The organism is Desulfobulbaceae bacterium DB1, assembly GCA_001914235.1.
In the GTDB taxonomy this organism is placed as follows: domain Bacteria; phylum Desulfobacterota; class Desulfobulbia; order Desulfobulbales; family SURF-16; genus DB1.
The window spans coordinates 1-21,124 of sequence record MQUF01000021.1; the positions used below are offsets into that span (position 1 = coordinate 1).

At 48.7% G+C, this 21,124-nt stretch carries 18 protein-coding genes, 1 tRNA gene and 1 pseudogene; 4 read left to right on the forward strand and 16 right to left on the reverse strand.

The genetic code is table 11. The features are described 5' to 3' along the window. Positions 1-244 (forward strand): hypothetical protein (locus BM485_15400; GenBank protein OKY74005.1); only part of this gene is annotated, 244 nt, incomplete at its 5' end. Between the two features lie 319 nt (positions 245-563). Here the strand turns inward: BM485_15400 and BM485_15405 are convergent. The 4 genes and pseudogenes from BM485_15405 to BM485_15420 form a co-directional block, all read right to left on the reverse strand. After that, entirely contained in the window at positions 564-1,658 is a 1,095-nt protein-coding gene (locus BM485_15405) for an Appr-1-p processing protein (GenBank protein OKY74006.1), read from the reverse strand. Continuing rightward, positions 1,658-2,299, reverse strand: coding sequence for a hypothetical protein (locus BM485_15410; GenBank protein ID OKY74007.1), 642 nt, complete (start codon positions 2,297-2,299; stop codon positions 1,658-1,660). The genes BM485_15405 and BM485_15410 overlap by 1 nt, the downstream gene beginning before the upstream one ends. 123 nt (positions 2,300-2,422) lie before the next feature. Then, a complete protein-coding gene (locus BM485_15415; GenBank protein ID OKY74008.1) occupies positions 2,423-5,677 on the reverse strand; it encodes a type I restriction endonuclease in 3,255 nt (1,084 codons plus the stop codon). Next, positions 5,677-6,852: pseudogene (locus BM485_15420) on the reverse strand (hypothetical protein). Before BM485_15420 ends, BM485_15415 begins: the two are co-directional and overlap by 1 nt. A gap of 44 nt (positions 6,853-6,896) precedes the next feature. Here BM485_15420 and BM485_15425 point away from each other — a divergent pair. Next, positions 6,897-8,117, forward strand: coding sequence for an IS256 family transposase (locus BM485_15425; GenBank protein OKY74009.1), 1,221 nt, complete (start codon positions 6,897-6,899; stop codon positions 8,115-8,117). A 68-nt stretch (positions 8,118-8,185) separates the two neighbouring features. Here BM485_15425 and BM485_15430 read toward each other — a convergent pair whose 3' ends face one another. Continuing rightward, positions 8,186-9,760: a DNA methyltransferase gene (locus BM485_15430; GenBank protein ID OKY74010.1), complete on the reverse strand. Its 1,575-nt coding sequence runs from the start codon at positions 9,758-9,760 to the stop codon at positions 8,186-8,188. Between the two features lie 290 nt (positions 9,761-10,050). On the opposite strand from BM485_15430, the gene BM485_15435 reads away from it, so the two are divergent. Together BM485_15435 and BM485_15440 are read left to right on the forward strand one after the other, a co-directional pair. Further along, entirely contained in the window at positions 10,051-10,857 is an 807-nt protein-coding gene (locus tag BM485_15435; protein OKY74011.1) for a hypothetical protein, read from the forward strand. Beyond that, positions 10,850-11,584 (forward strand): hypothetical protein, encoded by a 735-nt coding sequence (locus tag BM485_15440; protein ID OKY74012.1) that lies wholly within the window; start codon positions 10,850-10,852, stop codon positions 11,582-11,584. Before BM485_15435 ends, BM485_15440 begins: the two co-directional genes overlap by 8 nt. 13 nt (positions 11,585-11,597) lie before the next feature. Here the strand turns inward: BM485_15440 and BM485_15445 are convergent, their stop codons facing one another. The 11 genes from BM485_15445 to BM485_15495 all read right to left on the reverse strand — a co-directional run bounded on the left by BM485_15445 (position 11,598) and on the right by BM485_15495 (position 20,961). Then, positions 11,598-12,704, reverse strand: coding sequence for a recombinase XerC (locus BM485_15445; protein ID OKY74013.1), 1,107 nt, complete (start codon positions 12,702-12,704; stop codon positions 11,598-11,600). A 12-nt stretch (positions 12,705-12,716) separates the two neighbouring features. Continuing rightward, positions 12,717-13,187 (reverse strand): DNA-binding protein, encoded by a 471-nt coding sequence (locus BM485_15450; GenBank protein OKY74014.1) that lies wholly within the window; start codon positions 13,185-13,187, stop codon positions 12,717-12,719. Between the two features lie 109 nt (positions 13,188-13,296). Further along, a complete protein-coding gene (locus BM485_15455; protein OKY74015.1) occupies positions 13,297-13,872 on the reverse strand; it encodes a hypothetical protein in 576 nt (191 codons plus the stop codon). Positions 13,873-13,891: 19 nt separating this feature from the next. Further along, positions 13,892-14,101 (reverse strand): AlpA family transcriptional regulator, encoded by a 210-nt coding sequence (locus BM485_15460; protein ID OKY74016.1) that lies wholly within the window; start codon positions 14,099-14,101, stop codon positions 13,892-13,894. Positions 14,102-14,274: 173 nt separating this feature from the next. Next, positions 14,275-15,045, reverse strand: a complete 771-nt coding sequence (locus BM485_15465; GenBank protein OKY74017.1) for a hypothetical protein — start codon at positions 15,043-15,045, stop codon at positions 14,275-14,277. Between the two features lie 40 nt (positions 15,046-15,085). Then, positions 15,086-16,009 carry a hypothetical protein gene (locus tag BM485_15470; GenBank protein OKY74018.1) on the reverse strand — a complete coding sequence of 308 codons (924 nt, stop codon included), beginning with the start codon at positions 16,007-16,009 and terminating at the stop codon, positions 15,086-15,088. Continuing rightward, positions 16,006-17,193: an integrase gene (locus tag BM485_15475; protein ID OKY74019.1), complete on the reverse strand. Its 1,188-nt coding sequence runs from the start codon at positions 17,191-17,193 to the stop codon at positions 16,006-16,008. The genes BM485_15470 and BM485_15475 overlap by 4 nt, the downstream gene beginning before the upstream one ends. Positions 17,194-17,447: 254 nt before the next feature. Further along, positions 17,448-17,524 (reverse strand) — tRNA-Met (locus BM485_15480). Positions 17,525-17,631: 107 nt separating this feature from the next. Next, positions 17,632-19,284, reverse strand: a complete 1,653-nt coding sequence (locus BM485_15485) for a chaperonin GroL (protein OKY74020.1) — start codon at positions 19,282-19,284, stop codon at positions 17,632-17,634. A 99-nt stretch (positions 19,285-19,383) separates the two neighbouring features. Beyond that, the gene (locus BM485_15490) at positions 19,384-19,674 is read right to left on the reverse strand and encodes a co-chaperone GroES (protein ID OKY74021.1); all 291 of its coding nucleotides are present in this window, start codon (positions 19,672-19,674) and stop codon (positions 19,384-19,386) included. 219 nt (positions 19,675-19,893) lie between these two features. Beyond that, positions 19,894-20,961, reverse strand: coding sequence for a branched chain amino acid aminotransferase (locus BM485_15495; protein ID OKY74022.1), 1,068 nt, complete (start codon positions 20,959-20,961; stop codon positions 19,894-19,896). Positions 20,962-21,124: the final 163 nt, after the last annotated feature.

Here is a 21,124-nt window from a genome sequence, read left to right on the forward strand (position 1 = left end):
GTCGTCCTCCTTGTATTTTGAAGACGACTATAACAAATATCACGCAAAAATACGAAAACTTAAATTTTACATTGTACTAGGGCAAAAGACGCCAGATGTTGCGTACCGGTTCGCAAAGCACGGCGGGGCGTTGATCGTGGACAGATTCCCAGACAGAGAAAAGAAAACTGAACAGGCAGCACCAGAAAAGATCAAATCGGGACAGCGCCGTCCAGCTGTGGATGAAGTCAAATGTGCAGCTTAAACTCTGTGTTTTTTTGTCTTGACTCAGGGGTCCACTTTACCGCCTCAAGTCGGCGGATCTGGTCTTGCCGGAAGTGCCAAGTGGGGTTTGATTACCGCTTACATTGAGAATTTGTTCAGGAAAAAAGGAAGGGGTGGCTTTTCGTACGACTTGCAAATAAAAAACCCTCTGATACCAAAAGAGAATATCAGAGGGTTTTCGTATATGGTGGGATGCAGGGACTTGAGTTGTTTCTGTAACTAATTGAAATTAAATAATTTTTTTATTTGTTATTCTGGGAATACCGTCATAAATACCGTCAAATCCATTTCGCTGCGTTTTAATTCATAGCATTTCCCAGACACGCATTATTCGTAGCAGTTAATCGATCTAAAGCAATTTTTATCAATCTATCATTGAAAACTTTCATCTTTCTTTGCCCGGCTTCAGGCCCTCCCGGCCATTGTTGTAAGCCCTTCTTTATTTCATCTAGTGTTGCTGCGCATTTGTTTTTTTCTATCAACCAATCTACCGTAGCCAATAATTCCATACCCAAAGGTGACTCAAAACCGTCGATAATTTGGGAAGTTGTCTCCAACGCTTTCACATAGGGCTTAACGGCAACACTTTTCAAATAAGTCTTCAAGTAGTCTTTCTTTTTGTCATCAAACCAAATTACATCCATAGGCCCGGCATCAGCAATTCGTTTGTCGCAATGCAGGTAACTTCCATCTAAAGCATTAAGCAGGTGATTTAATCTAGTCGCAAACGGCCCGAATTTATTTGCTTCAAATCGCAGATCAAGAGGGTTGTCCGGAGCACACTTTTCAATATTCCGTTCCAAAAACCAGGCAAGTTTCTGAATTTCTAACAGAGTACATTCTATGCCGAGTATCCAATATTGTCTTATTAATTCTGCCACTAAAGCTCGTGCAGGCGTTAGCTTCTGGACCCCTGTCTTTTTTGCAACATTCTGGTATTTTTTTATAGGCTCAAAAACAATAATCTCAACATTTTCTATATCTGACAAAACATCCACAATTTCATCGCGCACATCGTTCCAATCTAGCCCTCCATTCCCACATCCCAAAGGAGGGATAGCGATTGATTTGATTTGATTTTCAATAATTACACGATGCAAGTCTAACAGGCCTTGAGCAACCCATTCCATCTTGGTTGGATGCCGCCAATGTTTTTTTGTGGGGAAATTGATTATCCATTTCGGCCCAAACAATTGAGCGTTTCTGACGACAAACATTTGTCCGACATCAACTTTTTTTGCCTTACAAGCCGCTTCATATTGCTTGGTATTTTCGGGGAATGCTTCCTTAAACATCAAAGCTATACCTTTTCCCATAACACCTACGGTATTAACCGTATTAACTAATGCTTCAGCCTCAGCTTTAAGTAAGTTTCCTTTAGTAAACCGTATCATTAGAAATACCACCCAGGAAGTTTTTTAACCTGCAGATCAATACCACTGCCATTGGCTAGTTTTTGAATATGGTTCAGCCCCTGATCTGTGTAACAAACAGCCCCAATGAATTTCTCAATCGGCAAATGCTGATAAATCAAGGCTTCAGCTTGGTACCGTTCAAGTTTACCAGGATCATCAGGGTCTCTTTGGAAATTCCTACTCTGCAACAAAGGCCAATCGATTCGTTCCAGGTCAACTAATTCGCTATAAAATTGAGCGCTTAAAAGATATGCGTGCCGGTCGGTAAAGACAAACGGGTTCTCCATTTGGTTCAACTTATGCAAGCTAGAAACAAAAATAACCACTTTTTCATTAGGCACCTTTGTAATGCCAGCATACCCTGTTTTAATATTGTACATCATCGGCGAAAATGGTGTGAAGTAAAAAGGAATGTAGTCACTTAATGTTCCGCCAGGATTGATCGGCACATCCCGATATTGTCGCTTATTAATTAGCTCAGGATTTCCTATGGTTCGGTATTCCAAATCCTGAATAGAAGAATTACGGCAATACATACCATGTCTAAGAATCCACTGAACGTTGTCCATGTGAACAATTCTAAAGATCAGGGCTTTTAGAGGATTAAGGTTATCCGACATTTCTTTCTGGAATTAGCGTAAAATATGCGACCAAATATTAATACAAACTATACTCTATTTTATATTATTCTCATCATTTAGATGGAAAGAAAACCAACAAGACTGTCATTTATCCTTCTTTCGTTAAATTCTATCCCCTGCCGAAGCCCCGGCCCCCTGAAACCTCTTAAAATTCTCCGCCTGCTCGAAAATTTCTTTATACACCTCATCACGGTCAACCGGCGGGTAGTCATTCTCGGCAAGAAGGATAATCAGGTCTGCCTTCAGCTCGGCTTTAATGTCATCGCGGGCGTCCCAGTCGGTATACTTGGCCTTGTCATCAACTATAACTTTAACCTCCTTGGCCAGGTGCAGAAGTTTGTCTTCCGGGTATTCAAAATCATACTTATGCGCCAGGGCCTTCAGGATGTCATAGAACGCCTTTTCCTCAAAATCAATGCCCAGGTCGGCAAATGACTCTTTCTCCTTTCTTAACGCCTGAATCAGGTCGTAAATCTCATTGGTGAAATCATCCAGCACTTCACTTACCAATACATCCTGTTCCTTGCGCTCATTGTACCGCTCCACCAGCGCCTTGAGCTTCTTTGAAAAGTCGATACCCTTGATCTTGTTTACCTTCTTGAAATCGCCAATGGCCTTGGCCAAGAGCTGTTGCAGGATTTTAATTTTCGTGTTGGGCAGCTTGATCTTTTCTATCTTGGCAAGGTAATCGTCATCAAACAGGTCATGCTCCTTGCCCCCATCTTTTCCCATCTTGAATATCTCTTCCACCCCATCGCTCTTGATGGCCTCCTTGATCATCTCCCGAACCTTGGCGTTCATCTGTGCCGTGTCCGGGGCGTCGCCCTTGGTCAGCTTGAAGACAATGGAACGGACAGCCAGATAAAAATGGATATGGTCACGCTCATCCTGGCTGAAGGCGTCCGAGCCGCAGCAGATGTCATAGGCAGCCTTCAACCGCTTTACCAGATACATGAACCGCTTTTCCTGGGTATCGGTGATCATGGCAAACTCAGCCGCCATGTTGAGGCAATGCAACTGTTCAAGCGGAGCGCCGCTGAAATATGGTTTCTTGTCAAACTTGTGGAACACCTTGGCCAGCAGATCAAGATGGTCTTTGACCACCACAATGGACTGCTCTACCTCTTCAAAGTTTGAGCTGTCGGTTTTGGAATACTGGGCCAGGGCCTGATTCATCTGGCGTTTGATACCGATATAGTCCACCACCAGCCCCTTTTCCTTGCTCTCAAACTTGCGGTTAACGCGGGAGATGGTCTGGATCAGGTTGTGCCGCTGGATGGGCTTGTCGATATACATGGTATCCAGAAACGGCACATCAAAACCGGTGAGCCACATATCCACCACAATGGCAATCTTGAAGTTTGATTTCCCGTTCTTGAACTGTCGGTCCAGTTCTTTGCGATAGTCCTTGGTGCCGAGCATGTCATACAGCTCTTTAGGATCATCCTGGCCACGGGTCATGATCATCTTGAACCGCTCCATGGGCTTGATCTCTTTTTTCTCCTTCTCGGAGAGTTCCACGCCTTCCTCGCATACCTTCACATCTGCCCATTCAGGCCGCAGCGCAATAACCGCCTTGTAGAAATCCCAGGCAATGAAACGGCTTGAGCAAACAAACATGGCCTTGCCCTTGACTGTCGCGCCTTCGCTCACCCGCGCCTCATAATGCTTCACAAAATCATCAGCCAGGGCCTTGATCCGGTCAGGGTCGCCCAGGATAGAGTTCATCTGGGCATTGGCCTTCTTGCTCTCTTCAATCTGGTATTCGCTAGCCCCCTCTTCAGCACACTGGGCGTAATACTCTTCAATCTCCTGCAATTTGGAATTATCAAGCAACACCTTGGCGGCCCGGCCTTCATATACAATGCGCACGGTGATTTCATCGGCAACCGATTCGGTCATGGTGTAGGCGTCCACCACTTCGCCGAACACATCAAGGGTCGCGTCGATGGGGGTGCCGGTAAAGCCGACATAGGTGGCATTAGGCAGGGAATCATGCAGATACTTGGCAAAGCCATAGGTTTTGCTCACCGACTTCACACCGTTCTTTTCTGTGATACGCACCTTCTGATCAAGATTGACCTGGCTCCTATGCGCCTCATCGGATATGCAGATCACATTGTCCCGGTCGGTTAAGAGTTCCGTGTCCTCGGTGAACTTGTGGATGGTAGTCAGGAAAACGCCGCCGCTGTTCCGGCCTTTCAAAAGTTCCCGCAGATGCCCCCGGTTCTCAACACTGATCACTGAGTCATCACCGATATACCCCTTGCCATTGGTGAATTGGGCGGAAAGTTGATCATCCAGGTCGGTGCGGTCGGTAATCAGCACAATGGTGGGGCTGGCGAAATCAACGCTTTTCATCAAAAGCCGGGTCAGAAAGAGCATGGTAAAGCTCTTGCCGCAGCCGGTGGCCCCGAAATAGGTGCCGCCCTTGCCGTCCCCCTCCGGGCGGCGGTGCGCCTTGATATTCTGATAGAGCTTGTTGGCCGCGTAATACTGGGGATACCGGCAGAGGATTTTTTCATCCTTTTTGGATGTGTCCGGAAAATAGATAAAGTTGCGGATAATGTCCCGCAGCCGGTCTTGGTTGAACAGACCCTTGATCATGGTGAAGAGCGAGTCGATACCATCCTTTTCAACCAGATCGCCGCCATCGGTTTTGCGCCAGGCATAGAAAAATTCGTATTGAGCAAAGAAGGAACCGGCCTTGTTGTTCACCCCGTCGCTGATCACGCAAATGGCGTTGTATTTGAACAGTTCCGGGATGTCCCGCCGGTAACGCACCGTCAACTGCACATAGGCGTCATGGATGGTGGCCTCTTCCCGGATGGCGCTCTTGAACTCAAAAACCACCAAAGGCAGGCCGTTGATATAAAGAATACCGTCCGGGATGCGCTTTTCATATCCGGTAATTTCAAGCTGATTAACGATTTTAAAGATATTATTGCCTGCATGGTAGACGGCAGGCTGCTCGGCAACTACGGTTGCCAGTTCAGAGGCTTCCGGGGTGCGGAATGCTGTCAGTTGTCTGTAGTCGATAAGCTGGACATAGAGGTCTTTCTTGCTGCGGTCTTCCCTTTTGAGCAGAAAACCGTCCGAGACCATTTTCATGATGGCCTTGTTGCTCTCGTACAAATCGGAAGCGGGGAAGGTCTCCAGCTTGCGGACAATGAATTCTATCTCGCCGGGGGTGATGTTGTCGGCTTTGTATTGAGTGGCCAGGAAGGTTCGCAGGTCTTCCTTGATGAGAACGTCGGCAGGATCGCGGGCAATGCCCTGGCCAAGGACATGGGGATAGCCCTCTCCTTCAAGAAGCTCGATAATCGCCTGTTCTAAGCGTTCTTCAGTGAATTTCATTAGGCTGCCATCCTGGTCATTTTTGAAAGAAGGATACCATTCAATGTGTTTAATATGTTTTGTTCTCCTTCTTTTAAATAAAGATGCTGAAACAGTGCCGTTGATACCTTCTCAAATTCCTCGACAATATCTTCGACAGGAAAAATTGTGACAATACTATTCAATAAATTTTGAGTTAATAAAGGTTGTCCTGTCCCTTCACTTCTCTCATTAAGGTTAAGACTTTTGAGAGTGTGAAAACAAAACATATTTTGCTGGTTTAATGATTTCGCACAGATTGCGTTGTCACTGATCCAACATTTGCCAGGAACTCTGTATAAACTGCCGCAATAAGCACCTACACGTCCTATTGCAACAACATTGTCATTGTTTGATTTATTCGCAAAACCTAATATCCCATTCCCTCCGTAGATAGGAAAATTCCCCTCATCCAATGGTCTTGATTTTCCATTTTTGAACTTTATCATTTTTTCCAACAGTCCAGCCGACCAACCCTGCGGAATCTCCTGATCCAGTTCATCATTGTAAACCATCTCGCCGCCGCTGGATTTATAGGGCTTGCCTTCCAGTTCCGGTTTGCCGATGGCTGCGACATACTCGGCGGAAATGGGGAACTCAAAATCCACAAACCACTGCTTGTAAATGGCCTGGGCGGTCTCTTCCAGCTTTTGGTTGAGCTGTTCGTTGAGCCTGATCCGTCCAACAATGGTGTGGTACTCCTTGACAATCTCCCGCTGTTTTTCCGGGGATGGCACAGGAATTTCCATTTCACAGAAGTCGTTCCAACTAAAGCCGCCCCGTACGCTGCTGTCTGTCGTGAACCATGCATTGCGGTCAAATTCGGGACGCCTGCACCACATCATCAGATATTCCGGCAGCAACTCATTCTCATCTTTGATTTCAAAGACAACATAGGCAGGAGAAACGATGACGCTTTCCTTCTCTTCGAGCATACTGATAGGCAATACCTCATCACGGCCAACATGCATGGGGTTAAAGGCAAACTGCTTACGGGCTACCACCTTGTATTTGGATAAATCCGTTCCATGGACATTGGCCACAGAAGGCATGAACTCTTTATTGATGCTGACACCCTGGAGGGTTGTGACAGACAGGTCTTTATTCCGGGCATTTACCTGTTTTACGAGGGTGTAAAATAGTTTGTGTAAATGGCTATGACTGAGTAAGTCAAAAAACTACCCTTTAAAAAGGAGCTCATATGGCCATTGATAAAGAAATTTTGGATCGTTTACTTGCCGACTACAATTACCAGAAGCCCGAAGAACTGATCGGTGAAAACGGGCTGCTCAAGCAGCTCACCAAGGCCTTACTGGAGCGGGCGTTACAGGCGGAAATGACCGTCCACCTGGGCCACGAAAAACATGGAACCATCGTCACCAAAGGCGGTAATGCCCGAAATGGTAACTCTGCAAAGACCATCAAGGGCGACTTCGGTAAAATGCCGATTGAGGTCCCGCGCGACCGCGACAGCAGTTTCGATCCGGTCATCATTCCCAAAGGGCAAACCCGCTTTCCCGGCTTTGACGACAAGATTATCTCTCTCTACTCCCGAGGGATGACTACCAGGGAGATTCAGGGGCACTTGGAAGACATTTACGGAGTTGATGTCTCTCCCACCCTGATTTCAACGGTCACCGATGCCGTTGCTGACGAGGTTAAAGTTTGGCAAAATCGCCCGTTGGACCCCATTTATCCCATTGTTTACATGGACGCTATCCGGGTTAAGGTGCGCGACAATGGGCATGTTAAGAACAAGGCGGTCTATCTGGCTATTGGCATCACCATGGACGGCGTCAAGGATGTCCTGGGAATGTGGGTTGCCGAAAACGAGGGCGCCAAGTTCTGGTTGCAGGTAGTGACTGAGCTAAGAAACCGTGGCGTGCAGGATATTTTCATTGCCTGCGTCGATGGCCTCAAGGGTTTTCCTGAAGCCATTGAGACGGTTTTCCCCTTCACCCAGGTCCAGCTCTGTCTCGTCCACATGGTGCGCAATTCCCTGAAATATGTCTCATGGAAACAGCGCAAAGAGGTGGCTGCGGATCTCAAGGCCATTTACCAATCGCCAACAGCCGAGCAGGCCGAAATGGAACTGATGACCTTTGAAGAAAAATGGGACAAAACGCATCCGTCCATCGGCCAATCCTGGCGAAGAAATTGGGAAAGAATCACCCCATTTTTTGCGTATTCGCCCGAGATACGCAAGGTGATATATACCACCAATGCTATTGAGTCGTTGAACATGTCACTGCGCAAAGTTACCAAGAACCGGGGTTCATTTCCCAATGACGAGTCGATGCTTAAACTGCTTTACATGGCGCTGAACAATATCGCCAAAAAATGGACTATGCCAATCAGAGACTGGAAGGCTGCCTTGAACCGCTTTTCAATCTTGTTCGGCGACAGAATGCCTGCATATTGAAAATTAAAAATGAAAACCATTTACACAAAATTCTTTACAGGCCCTGTTTTACATATTTGCCGATGCGCTTATAACCTGATCTCATAACCCAGCTCTTTGAACACAGTCAGTAGTTCTTTTTTTGAATCCTCTTCGGCTTTCAGCAGTTCGTTGATCACAGCCTGCAATCCGGCCATCTTTTCGTCAAAATCAATATTCTCATCCCGGTTAATAAACTCAATATATTTACTGGGAACCAGCGAATAGTCCTTGTTGCGGACTTCATCAATATGGGCGGAGTAACAATATTCCGGCACATTTCCATATTCCTGATCGGCAATAGCCTGCTGCCAGGTGTGATAGGTCTTGGCAATGTCATGGATATGCTGCTCGGAAAACTGCACATACTTCTTCTCGAACGGTTCACCCCATTTCCTCAAATCCATAAACAGAATTTCATCTTCCCGGTCTCGGTAATGCCTTGAAATATCACCATGTTCAACGGTACGGGCTTTTTTGTTCTTGTTCAGAATCCAGAGGGTGACGCTAATGTCTGTGGTGTAGAACATTCGCATGGGCAGAACCATGATCGCCTCAACCAGATGGTTCTCAATCATCTTTTGGCGGATTGCTTTTTCGGTGTTACCACCGGAAAGCGCACCGTTGGCCAGAATGAAACCGGCCACCCCGTTTTCCGAGAGCTTGGAAACCATGTGCAGAATCCAGCCATAGTTTGCATTGCCGGTCGGCGGCACCTCGTAGCCTGCCCAGCGGGGATCATCGGTCAGTTCATCGGCGGCCCGCCAGTCCTTCTGGTTAAAAGGTGGATTGGCCATGATGTAGTCGGCCTTGAGATCAGGGTTCTGATCCTTGGAAAAAGAGTCGTCTCCTTTATCCCCCAACTTAGCGGCAATACCGCGTATAGCCAGGTTCATCTTGGCAAGCTTGAGAGTGGTTGACGTGCCTTCCTGCCCATAGATGGAAATATCTTTCTGGTTGCCCTGGTGGTTCTCGACAAACTTCATGGACTGCACGAACATGCCGCCGGAACCGCAGCAGGGGTCATATATCTTGCCCTTGTACGGCTCAATCATCTCGGCAATCAGATTAACAATGCTCTTGGGGGTATAGAACTCGCCCTTGCCCTTGCCCTCGGCCAGCGCAAACTTACTCAGGAAATATTCATACACCCGGCCAACAATGTCCTGCTGCTTGTCCTTGATGGTGTGGATATTGTTGATGGTGTCAATAAGGGCCGCCAGCTTGCTGACATCCAGGTCAAGGCGGGAAAAGTAGTTGTCCGGCAAAGCGCCCTTGAGGGCCTTGTTGGTTTTCTCCACCGTAAAGAGGGCGGTGTCGATCTTGATGGCAATGTCATCCTGCTTGGCGTGCTTCTTGATATAACTCCAGCGGGACTCCTCCGGCAGGAAGAAGACGTTCTTCATGGTGTAAAACTCCACCATGTCGATGTACTTCTCCTTGCCCTCGCGGATCAACTCCTGCCGCCGCTCCTCAAACTTGTCGCTGGCAAACTTGAGGAAGATGAGAGAGAGTACCACATGCTTGTACTCCGACGGTTCGACATTCCCCCGGAGCTTATTGGCCGAATCCCAAAGGTTATCCTCAACGCTCTTCTGCTTCTTATTGGCCGTATTTTTTGCCATTATGTCTTGCCCTCACCAAAACCAGGGAGTTTCGTTTGAATAACCCCATAAAATAACGATAAAATTTAGAACAATGATGTTATGTACCAACTGCCTGTATAATTCTCAAGAAAATTGCCTGACATTCACCTGAAATTGACGATGGATTTGAATTTACCACCTGGATATGGTAATAGGTTTTCTTTTTTGTCGCTTTTGATCTGCCGGATTAATCAACTTTCATTCTCCAGCCGAAATATTATATTATAAGAGTAGATCAACAAACCAAATACTGCTTAAGTGAAATTCTCATGGATCAAAAACGGGTAGACCTCCTTATTCAATACATTCTTTCTGTCGCAGCCCAAGGCTGGGGCGACTACGAAGACAAAGGGGTCGGACGTATCCATATTATCAAGTACGTTTATCTTGCTGATCTTGCCTATGCCATGCGCCATGGGGGTGAAACATTCACCGGCATCCCCTGGCGATTTCATCATTTCGGCCCATGGGATGAAGGGCTTTTCCAGAGAATTGATCCTGCCTGCCAGGCCATAGGTGGCCACAAAAGGACAATAACCGACACCCCATATGATGATTTTGACCGCTGGTCCGTTGACGATGGACACTTGACAGACCAACTGGGCAAACAGCTTCCTTCTACTGTTGTGTTTGCCATCAACGGAAGTTTCAGGCAATTCACAACAGATACCTATGACCTTCTTGATCACGTCTACTCTACAATACCAATGCGTCATGCCGCGCCAGGCGAGACATTGCCTTTCGATATTGCCGCACAACAGTACGAACAGCAAAAAAAAGAATACGAAGAGCTGAAAGAATACCAGCCTCCGAAACTGTCCGCCAAGCAACAGAAAAAACGGAAACAGGCTTTCCGGGACTTGAAAGAAAAAATTCAGGCAAAAATCGCAGACAAGAAAAAAAGTGGCCAGGCTGGATTTGTCAAACCTACTCCCCCTCGATATGATGAACTCTTCTGGAAAGGACAGGAGTGGCTTGACAGCCTAGCAGGGGAACCGCTCTGTAGTGAAAAGGGTGAGCTGACGGTATCCGATTCAGTCTGGAAGTCTCCGGCCCGAAGTGAACCGCATGTATGAAGATGGCACCCTACAGTCTTTTTTTCATACTGAGACATCACCTTGGTGGACAGTAAACAAGAACAAGGAACTTTGCATAGGCCGTTTATTAAGGGCCTTTGTCCCGCACACTGACCTTATCCCGAATGTTCTGATACCAGAGAGCAGGGCTGAAGCCACTGTACATGATAAAATCAATTACCGTATCGAAGATTTCAGTGTTGCCAATCCCCCACCAAACCCAAAGCTACCCACCGCTGCTCTGCAAGATTTTCCGGGTGAAAGAAAATTTGTATATCGGGCAAAAAAAAGGCCGGTTGTGGTTGTAAGCCTTGGCGGGCCAGAAGTCCCGAAGACGCTGCGGCCTGGCAGCAAACCAAAATGGCAGACAGCCCCAACCATGTTGGTTGCTCCATACTATGGTTCTGAAGAGACCGATTTAAGGGCTGGATGGCATGGGGCTTTGGTTGAACGAATCCAGAGATGTGAATATCCCCAATATATGTGGGAAAGACTCCCCATAAATAATCCCCCACGAGAATCCATACTAAAATTTGACCATATTCAACCCTTGGGAAGGCATTATAAATCGTATGAACTGACTGATTATGTTCTATCCGATGAGGCTCTTGAGGTGCTGAACCATTGGCTTATTTGGCTGATAAGAAATGAAATGCCGGAAGGGAGCAACCTATACGAAATACGTGAGTCGTTACTTGAAATCAACGGTACTGATTCCTCAGTATAGAAGTCTCCTCCCTTTATTTGTCGACCATATTTGCTTGGTTTAATCGTTTAAAAAGCGCTTCGACTATTTCATCGGCGCCCGTAGACATATTTTCTTGCGGCTTTGCCAGATTTTGAATGATTTCCCCCTGACGTTGGCAAGCAACCTCACCATAACTCAGAAAGGTTGTCAGAACCTTCTCATGGCCCAGGTTCTGGCTCCATGCCTTGAACTCTTCCGGGCTTTTGCAGATTTCCTGCCCGAGTTTGACGAGGGTATTTCTAAAGCTGTGCGGGTTAAAATACGGCAGCCCGGCGGCAATGAAGGCATTTTTGAATATGATGCGAATGGGGGAGGCGTTGCTCCAGTGTTTTCGATCCAGCCCGGCGGTTTCAAAATGGCAAGACGCGCCAACCTTCATGAGGGTTGCCGGGAAGAGCGGATCATCATTGCCCCACAGTTTTTCATCCCGGAGATAGCGCACCCACTCCGCCACAATAGCATGAATTTCTTCACCCACCGGGAAGAAATAGGTGGTGAAGGTCTTGCTGAATTTCGTCTGCACCTCGCGGGCATCCTGATTGACACACCCGGCAATAAGGTCAATGTGCTTCAATTTCATTGAGGCAATGGCGCTGTCCCGTGCCCCGGTCAGCAAGGTGAATGCGATCAGGGCGCGGTTGCGTCTTTCAATCTCGGTATCGGCGGGCATGGTGCTGATAACATGCTTAATCTGCTTCATGGTCGGCGCTTTCTGGTGCCGCTTGGCGGTGGCGATCCGGGTGTCTTTGTCGGAAAGGTTGAAATACTCGGCATCGGAATACTGAATACGGGATTTATAACCCGGTTCTCTGGATAGCCATTTGAAGAATTTCTTCAGTTGATTCAAGGTGGCAAGCAGAGTTGCCTTGCTCAGTTTCTCGCCGGAACGCTGCCCCTTTTGCGCGGCAAGATGCTTTTTAAAGGCAATGGCCTGATCCACATGGAAATACTTGAAGTCCCGGAACTTGGAATAAACCTCGAACCGGTTCAGTGCCTTGGCCACTGCGTCAATGGTCGGCTCGCTGTGCTGCTTGGCTTCTTTCAGAAAGGCAAAATATTTGCGCTTGATTCTCTCATTGGCCGGGTTGTGTTTTGTCATGTTCTTTACTCCCTATCTCAAATCACAGTTTACGGAGGGCTTTGTAATATCAACTATGTGTTGCAGCTCTTCCGGGAACGTGATGTCCATATTGCCTCTGATTTGCCCGATTTTGGCCAAACTGACCCTCCGGTTCATGAGGGTGTCACAGACCGGACAAATGGCAATCAGGTTGCCGGTCTTTTCGTTGACTGGTGAATATTCCGCCATATCTTCCGCCGCTGGCCTCGGGACATGGCACCGGACACAGAAGAGTTCTCCCGGCTTGCATTTCTGCTTGTTTTTTGTCCGCCGGTCTTGCAGGTACTCCGCCAGGACACTGCCTTGAATGAGGGTGGGCCGCTTGCTGTCGATGGGTGCGAGTCCGTTCTTGACCCAGTTCCGCACCGTGTTTTTATGGATGCCGTACAAACCGGCCACCTCTTCCACTGTGTAGCTGCGGTGAGTTTTAACCAAGCGTGGATTTGGATGACGCTTTGCCATTGTTCAGACCGCCTCTCTTGTTTGCGGTAAGGTTGCAGTGCAGTGGTATCTATAGAATAGTGACAAATATGTTACTCCAAAGGGGTTGCAGTGCTTTTGTCTCATTTTCTCAAACATTACCGGTTGTTACCTTTTTGCTATTTGGTTTTGGGGTATCAATTCCGTTACTCGAAAGTATTGGGGATTCTCCGTCTGGAGTAGCAGAACTGACACTCGAAACAGCCTTTTTAGGTATCAATTTTGTTACCGAAGTTTTTTTCTTCTTGGCGTGAAAAGCTGTCCAGCCCCTTGCTTTCCGGGTGTCTTTTATGCGGGGTTTTCTGGCCGGACGAAATGCAGGGGTGCCGTAATCTTTCCAGCGGTCATCAATGAAATATTTGGTCATGTCCCCGGAACGGCCACCGGAACCTTGATGGGCGATGTCGAGAAATCCTTTCTCCATCAACTCGTCAATGGCGTTCCGGAACTCCCGGCGGCCTACCCCTTTACGCTCCGCCTCGGAATATGGATAGACGATTTCACCATTGTTTTTGATGAGCCAGTCATCCGACCTTTTACCCCGCTTCACCGGTTCCATCTGCCGCTTACGGAGAAAATCCAGATACACGATAAGCGACCACTTTTTCAGGGATCGGAACGCTGTAGAACGCAGCAGGTCTTTGTCAAACCAGATATTTTTCGTCATGGTCGGCCAGCAAAAGGGATTAGCTGTTGTTGCGGACTTCCAGCCTGTCAGCCAGCCATGCTTCAATCTCATTTTCCAGCCAGCCAACAGCACGCGCTCCCAGGTTGATCGGTCTCGGGAAAGTGCCTTCCTGGATACGGAGATAAATGGTTGACCGGGACAAGCCGGTGCGTTTCTCAACCTGCTTGCGCCGGAGGATGGAAAGTTTCTCTTGGTTTGTGTTCGCCATAGCAATACCTCATGAATTGAAAATGGATGTTGTTAGCCTATGGCGGTAGTTATAATGACTGGAGAAAAAGCGGTCATCGCGTGTTGCAACGGTCAGCGTTGCAATTGCAATGATGGGGGGGGAACTGCTGAGGGGGAGAGGCAGGAAGTAGAGGCGGGAAAGGCAGGGCGTTTTCAGTCTATGTCATCGTTGAGCGCCCTTTTTGCGGCAGCGAATATGTCAGCCGTATTTCTGACGCTGACCCCACGGAGATCATCGAACTTCTCGGCTATGAAGTCACGAAGCTGGGTCTCGCTTGAAAAATTTTCACCCTTAAAGGTGCCGGTGGTCACTTCGAGGAGTGCGCCAATAATATTGAGATAGGTTCTTTCAGTACGGGGGTTGATTTCATCCCCCAGGTGCTTGAGCCGCTCTTCATACTGTTTCACTTTGGCGGCAGCTTCATATTTCTCCATTTCCATCTTCTGGATGGATTCCTTGGCAGATTGCAATTGCCGGTTAAGGGCATCCCTATCGGCTTGCAAGACCCTGAAAGATTCGGCATTGATGGCAGTGTGTGTTTTACGTTCAATCTCATCGAAAAGAAATTCTGGTTTGTCAGAAGGGAACTCCTTGGCGATCCACTCTTTGAGGTCTTGGCGGGAGACCGTCCGCCGCTCAGGCGCGACATGATCCTCGGATTCCAGATTGCGCCCCTTGCCCTCTCTGCCGCAGGAAAGCTTGTTGTTGTCGATGGCGTCATGAATCGCCCGGCACCTTGGCTCAAGGCAAGAGATTTTTGGATGGGCATAGACGTTTCTGGTTGTTTCGGTCGCCTGGCTCAAAATATGGTTCAGCATTTCAGCGGGGACGCCGCACCATAAGGCGGCAGCCTGGGGGATATAATAGGCGGAATAATAGGCCCGGACTTCTTCGCAACTGTCTGATTCCCAAGGGTTAGCCATTGTGCATTTCTCCAATCATTGAACTTGCTCCGGTGCCAAATCAGTCAAATTCCTCCCTGATTGTTTTTTTGGCGGCAGCAAACTTTTCGGCAAGGGTTCTTTCCGTAAGGCCCTTGAAACCGGCATATCTCTCGCTTAAAAACTCCCTCAACTTTGTCTCGCTCGGGAAATTGACATCGCCATGATCTTTATGGACAAAGGTTTCCAGCATGGCCCCGATGATATTGAGATATGTTGTTTCGGCCCGACTATCCAAGGGAGTGTTTCTGTCAGAATCTGCCGGTGACAACCTCTCTTGCAGATCAATTAATGCCTGGGTGCGTACGACAAGCACACTGTCATCACTGGGCAGACCAGTAGCGTCAGCGGGATAATAACGATCAGCTTCATTTTTAAAGTCTACCTTCTTTTTTTCCCCTTGAGCAGTTTCATACTCTATGGGTTCGTCAAATCTTTCATGAAGTCGGCATACTTGCCCCCCTTCCCTTACAACAAAAGTAGCACCAATAATTGGAGGCGCTACCTCTGGACCACCAGTCAACATTTGATACTCATTTTCAATGCAATACCGCTGGCCACAAACCATGGGCAAATCCCATACACCCTCAATTGCTGTCACTTTGTCGTCAAGGTCAAGGAACTGATTTTCAAAGTGACCCATTTTGATAAAGCCCGCAATCAGCTCATCTTTCTTCTCCTCAGAAAAACCATCAAAAAGTGAAAGAAAGTGAGCAGGAAGATTTTCCTTGTCTTCAGATGAGATGAGCTTTCCACACTTGCCATAGGTAGGATTCACGAAGTTTACAGATAGCTTTAAGTGACCATCCAAAGCCAATCTTAATACGTCCGCCTCGGTGACGTCCTCGCAGAACACGCTGGACAAATGTCGTGCCGCTTCCGAAACAGTCAACCATTCTCTCAACTTGAAGAGTTTGCTTTTGATGGATCTTTGTTTGTTGCTCATGCCGGGTCACCTTTTAATTTTTCCAGGTAGTCGGCCCATGCCTGCATCATCTTCCTACGTTCCGGCAGGTGTTGAGCATGATTGTAGGCGGCTTTGATGCTGTTCCGTTCTGCATGGGCAAGCTGGCGTTCGATAACATCCGACGGCCAGCCCTGTTCATGCAGGACGGTTGACGCCATGGCCCTGAAACCGTGACCGGACATCTCTTCCTTGGTAAAACCCATGCGTCGCAAGGCGGCTAAAACGGTATTCTCACTCATGGGCCGGGCATTTGTTCTGACGCTTGGAAAGACATACCGGCCCTTGCCGGTAATCGGCAAAATCTCAGTCAAAACCTCTACTGCCTGGGAGGATAAAGGGACGATATGCGGGTCTTTCATCTTCATTTTTTCTGCCGGGATACGCCACTCGGCCGTATCAAGATCAATTTCTGCCCACTCAGCATGCCGAAGCTCTCCAGGGCGGACGAAAACCAATGGGGCCAATTTTAAAGCACATTTGGCCACCGGTGTTCCTTCATAGCTATCAATGGCCCGCAGCAATTCGCCGATTTTTTTTGGATCGGTTATGGTCGCCATCCGTGCATGCTTTGCCGGGGTTAATGCGCCTCGCAGGTCTGCGGAAGGATCACGCTCCGCCCTGCCCGTTGCTATGGCATACCGGAAAACTTGGCCGCAGTTCTGTTGCGCCCGATGCGATGTTTCCAAAATGCCCTGACTTTCAATTCTGCGAAGGACCGCAAGAAGCTCCGGCGGTGCAATTTCAGATATTGGGCGGGAGCCAAGCCAGGGAAAAATATACAGTTCAAACCTGCGAATTATTTTCATGGCATGACTATCCGCCCAGTTTGAGGAATATTTCCCATGCCATTCTCTGGCCACTGCTTCAAAGCTGTTTTCAGACTGTTCGATCTGTATGGATTTTTGAACCTTGCGGGTCTGCCCAGGATCAACGCCATTGGCAATCATCTTTCTGGCGTGATCACGCTTTTCTCTTGCCTCAACAAGTTTTACGTCTGGGTAAACACCAAGGGCAAGGGTCTTGCGCTTACCCGCATAACGGTAATCAAGGCGAAAATATTTCCCGGCCTTGTTGACCAGAAGATACATTCCCTTCTCATCAGTCAGCTTGTACTGCTTACTTTGGGGCTTGGCGTTGCGAATGGCGGTATCTGTGAGCGGCATGACGGTATCTCCATTCAACGGGTGGCGGTATCTCTTTTGCGTAGGCTTTCAAAGAGAACAACCACTTAATTTGATGGGGAAAACACTGTTTTGACGGTATCTAACTTGCAAAATCTGTTTATACCGTCAAAAATACCGTCATGAGTGACGGGATGTCAATAGTTTTTACTGGAACACACAGGAAAAGAAAAACCCCGAAATCCTTATCAGGACTCGGGGTTTTATATCTTACCGGAACACTCCGGATTTGTTTTTGGTGGCGATGCAGGGACTTGAACCCCGGACACTACGGATATGAGCCGTATGCTCTAACCGGCTGAGCTACATCGCCATGGTTTGTGTGCGATTCGGGAATGGAAATCGTTCCCTTTTCTGACAACGCAAAGAAAAAAGTATATGGTAAATTTTCTTGGCATTGTCAATAAAAAACAGCATTTTTTACATCATGCCGCCCATTCCACCCATTCCACCCATGCCGCCCATTCCTCCCGGAGGCATGCCGCCCATGTCACCTTTTTCTTCCGGCATATCGGCAATCATGCACTCGGTGGTCAGCAGCAGCCCGGAAACGCTGGCTGCGTTCTGCAGGGCGAAACGGGTTACCTTGGCCGGGTCGATAACGCCCGCGGCAATGAGGTCTTCATATTTTTCGGTGTCTGCATTGAAGCCGTTGGGGCCGTGCTGATTCTTGACATGCTCAACCACCACGGATCCTTCGCAGCCCGCGTTGGCGGCAATCTGCCGTACCGGTTCTTCCAGGGCGCGTTTGATGATGTTGATGCCCAGGGCCTGCTCGCCGGCGAGCTCCATTTTGTCCAGCGCCTTGATGCAACGGATATAGGCCACGCCGCCGCCGGGAACAATGCCTTCCTCAACCGCCGCCCTTGTCGCGTTCAGAGCATCCTCGACACGGGCCTTTTTCTCTTTCATCTCGATCTCGGTGGCAGCACCGACATTAATAACGGCAACGCCGCCGATCAGTTTGGCCAGCCGCTCCTGCAGTTTTTCACGGTCATAATCGGAGCTTGACTCTTCGGCCTGGGCACGGATCTGTTTGACGCGTGCGGCAAGTTTATCTTTGTCGCCGGCGCCGTCAATGATGGTGGTGTTGTCCTTGTCGATGACGATACGTTTTGCATTGCCGAGGTCATCCAGGGTAACGTTTTCCAGCTTGATGCCGAGATCTTCGGTAATCACCTGGCCGCCGGTGAGGATGGCGATATCTTCGAGCATCGCCTTTCTTCTGTCGCCGAAACCCGGGGCTTTGACAGCGGCAACATTCAGGGTGCCGCGCAGCTTGTTGACGACCAGGGTGGCCAGCGCTTCACCGTCCACGTCTTCGGCGAGAATGAGCAGCGGTTTGCCCATTTTGGCAACCTGCTCCAGGATCGGCAGCAGATCTTTCATGTTGCTGATCTTTTTCTCGTTGATCAGAATGACGGGATTTTCCAGGTTGACTTCCATTTTTTCCGGGTCGGTGACAAAGTAGGGAGAGAGGTAGCCGCGGTCAAACTGCATGCCCTCAACCACGTCAAGCGAGGTCTCCATGGATTTTGCCTCTTCAACGGTGATAACGCCTTCCTTGCCGACTTTATCCATGGCCTCGGCAATAATGTTGCCGATGGTGGAGTCGTTATTGGCGGAAATGGTGCCGACCTGGGCGATTTCCTTCTGTTCCTTGGTGGGCTTGGCGATCTTGGCCAATTCCGCAACAACGACATCAACCGCTTTGTCGATGCCGCGTTTGATTTCCATCGGATTGTGACCCGCGGCCACCAGTTTTGAGCCCTCGGTGTAAATGGACTGGGCCAGAAGTGTTGCCGTGGTGGTTCCGTCACCGGCGACATCACTGGTCTTGGAAGCAACTTCCTTGACCATCTGGGCGCCCATGTTCTCGAATTTGTTTTTCAGTTCGATTTCCTTGGCCACGCTGACGCCGTCCTTGGTGATGGTGGGGGCGCCGAATGATTTTTCCAGCAGGACGTTGCGGCCTTTGGGGCCCAGGGTTACTTTGACTGCATTGGCCAGCGTGTTGACGCCGTTTAAGATCTGCTCTCTGGCTTTGCTGCCGTATTTAATTTCTTTTGCCATCTTGTCTTCTCCTTAAGATGCGCCTGCGGAGAGTTATTGCGGGTGTACCGGCAGGCGTTTTTATTTTTGTTTTAAAAAATTGTTTCCGCCAACGAATAATTATCCTTCAATAATGCCGAGGATATCGTCTTCGCGCATGATCAGGTAATCAACGCCGTCAACTTTGACGTCGGTGCCGCCGTATTTGCTGAAGAGAACGCGGTCGCCTTTTTTAACTTCCAGGGCCACTCGTTCGCCTTTGTCGTTCATTTTGCCGGAACCTACGGCCATTACTTCGCCTTCAGCCGGTTTTTCCTTGGCGCTGTCGGGAATGATGATGCCGCCTGCGGTTTTTGCTTCGCTCTCAAGTCTTTTGACCAGAATACGATCGTTCAAGGGACGAATTTTCATCTGCAACCTCCGTAATGAATGGATTTTGATTTGATATTTTTTGATAAGCCGGGCGGGTGCCGCCGGCCTTCTCGAAGTAGTGGACCCGATCCATCGGGGAAATTTTCTTGTCCACGATAAAGAACAAGGAAATTGGACCTTTATGCAAGGTCCGCATTCCTTGTTGGCGAAACAATAGGGATGGGTATTTCAAAAATCAAGAGAGGGGTCAAAAAAAAATTACAGGGGGGCCACCCAGCCATAGGGGTCGGATTTGCGGCCGTATTGGATATCCTGAATTTCATTGAACAATCTTTGCGAAAGGGTGCCTGTTTTGCCGTGATTGACAAAGCAGGTTTTGCCCTTGTAAAAGAGCGATCCCACCGGCGAGATGACGGCGGCGGTGCCGGAGCCGAAAACTTCATGCAGCATGCCCTTTTCGCTTGCGGCAAAAATCTCGTCGATACTGATTTGCCGTTCAACGACATTGCATTTCCAGTCTCTCAGCAGGCGCAGCACCGAATCCCGGGTGATACCGGGGAGAATACTGCCGGAAAGCGGGGGCGTGATGACTTCATCGCCGATGACAAAAAAGATGTTCATGGTGCCGACTTCTTCGACGTATTTGCGATGGATGGCATCAAGCCAGAGCACCTGGGTGAAACCCTGCTGTTGCGCCTCTACCGCCGCCATGATGCTGGCCGCGTAGTTGCCGGCGGTTTTCGCCTCGCCGACGCCGCCGGGAACGGCGCGGACATATTTATCGGTGACAAAGATTTTGACCGGGTTGAAGCCCTCTTTGTAGTAAGCGCCGACCGGACTCATGATGATAAAGAAGAGATATTTGCCGGCCGGCCGGACTCCGAGAGCCGCTTCGGTTGCTATCATGGTGGGCCGGATGTAAAGCGAAGCGCCCTGGGCATCCGGTACCCAGTCCTGATCGGTGCGCAGCAGCGCCTTCAACCCTTCAAAGACCGCATCGACGTCGATATTCGGCATGCACATGCGGGTGGCGGAATGATTCATGCGGCCCAGATTGTCTTTGGGCCGGAAGAGAAAGATGCGGTTGTCGCTGCCCCGGTACGCCTTCAACCCTTCAAAGATCGCCTGTCCGTAATGGAGAACCATGGCTGCCGGGTCAAAGGAAAAATTGCGATACGGAGTTATCCTGGCATCATGCCAGCCCTGATCCTTGTCATACTCCATGAGAAACATGTGGTCGGTGAAATGGGCGCCGAACCCCAGCGCATTTCCGGCAGGTTTTGCTTTCAGGGCGTTTCCCTGCGCCTTTTCGATAGATAAATCCATAAAAAACTCCTCAAGCGGAACAGCAATAACAAACCCATGGGAATGAGGCACGGTAATGCCGCGACCGGCTTGGCACAAAAAAAAATTGTTCTACAGGAAATGTGGGTTATAATTAAATAATTAAGGATAATTACATTTCCCGGCCGTTTTTGACTCGAAACGC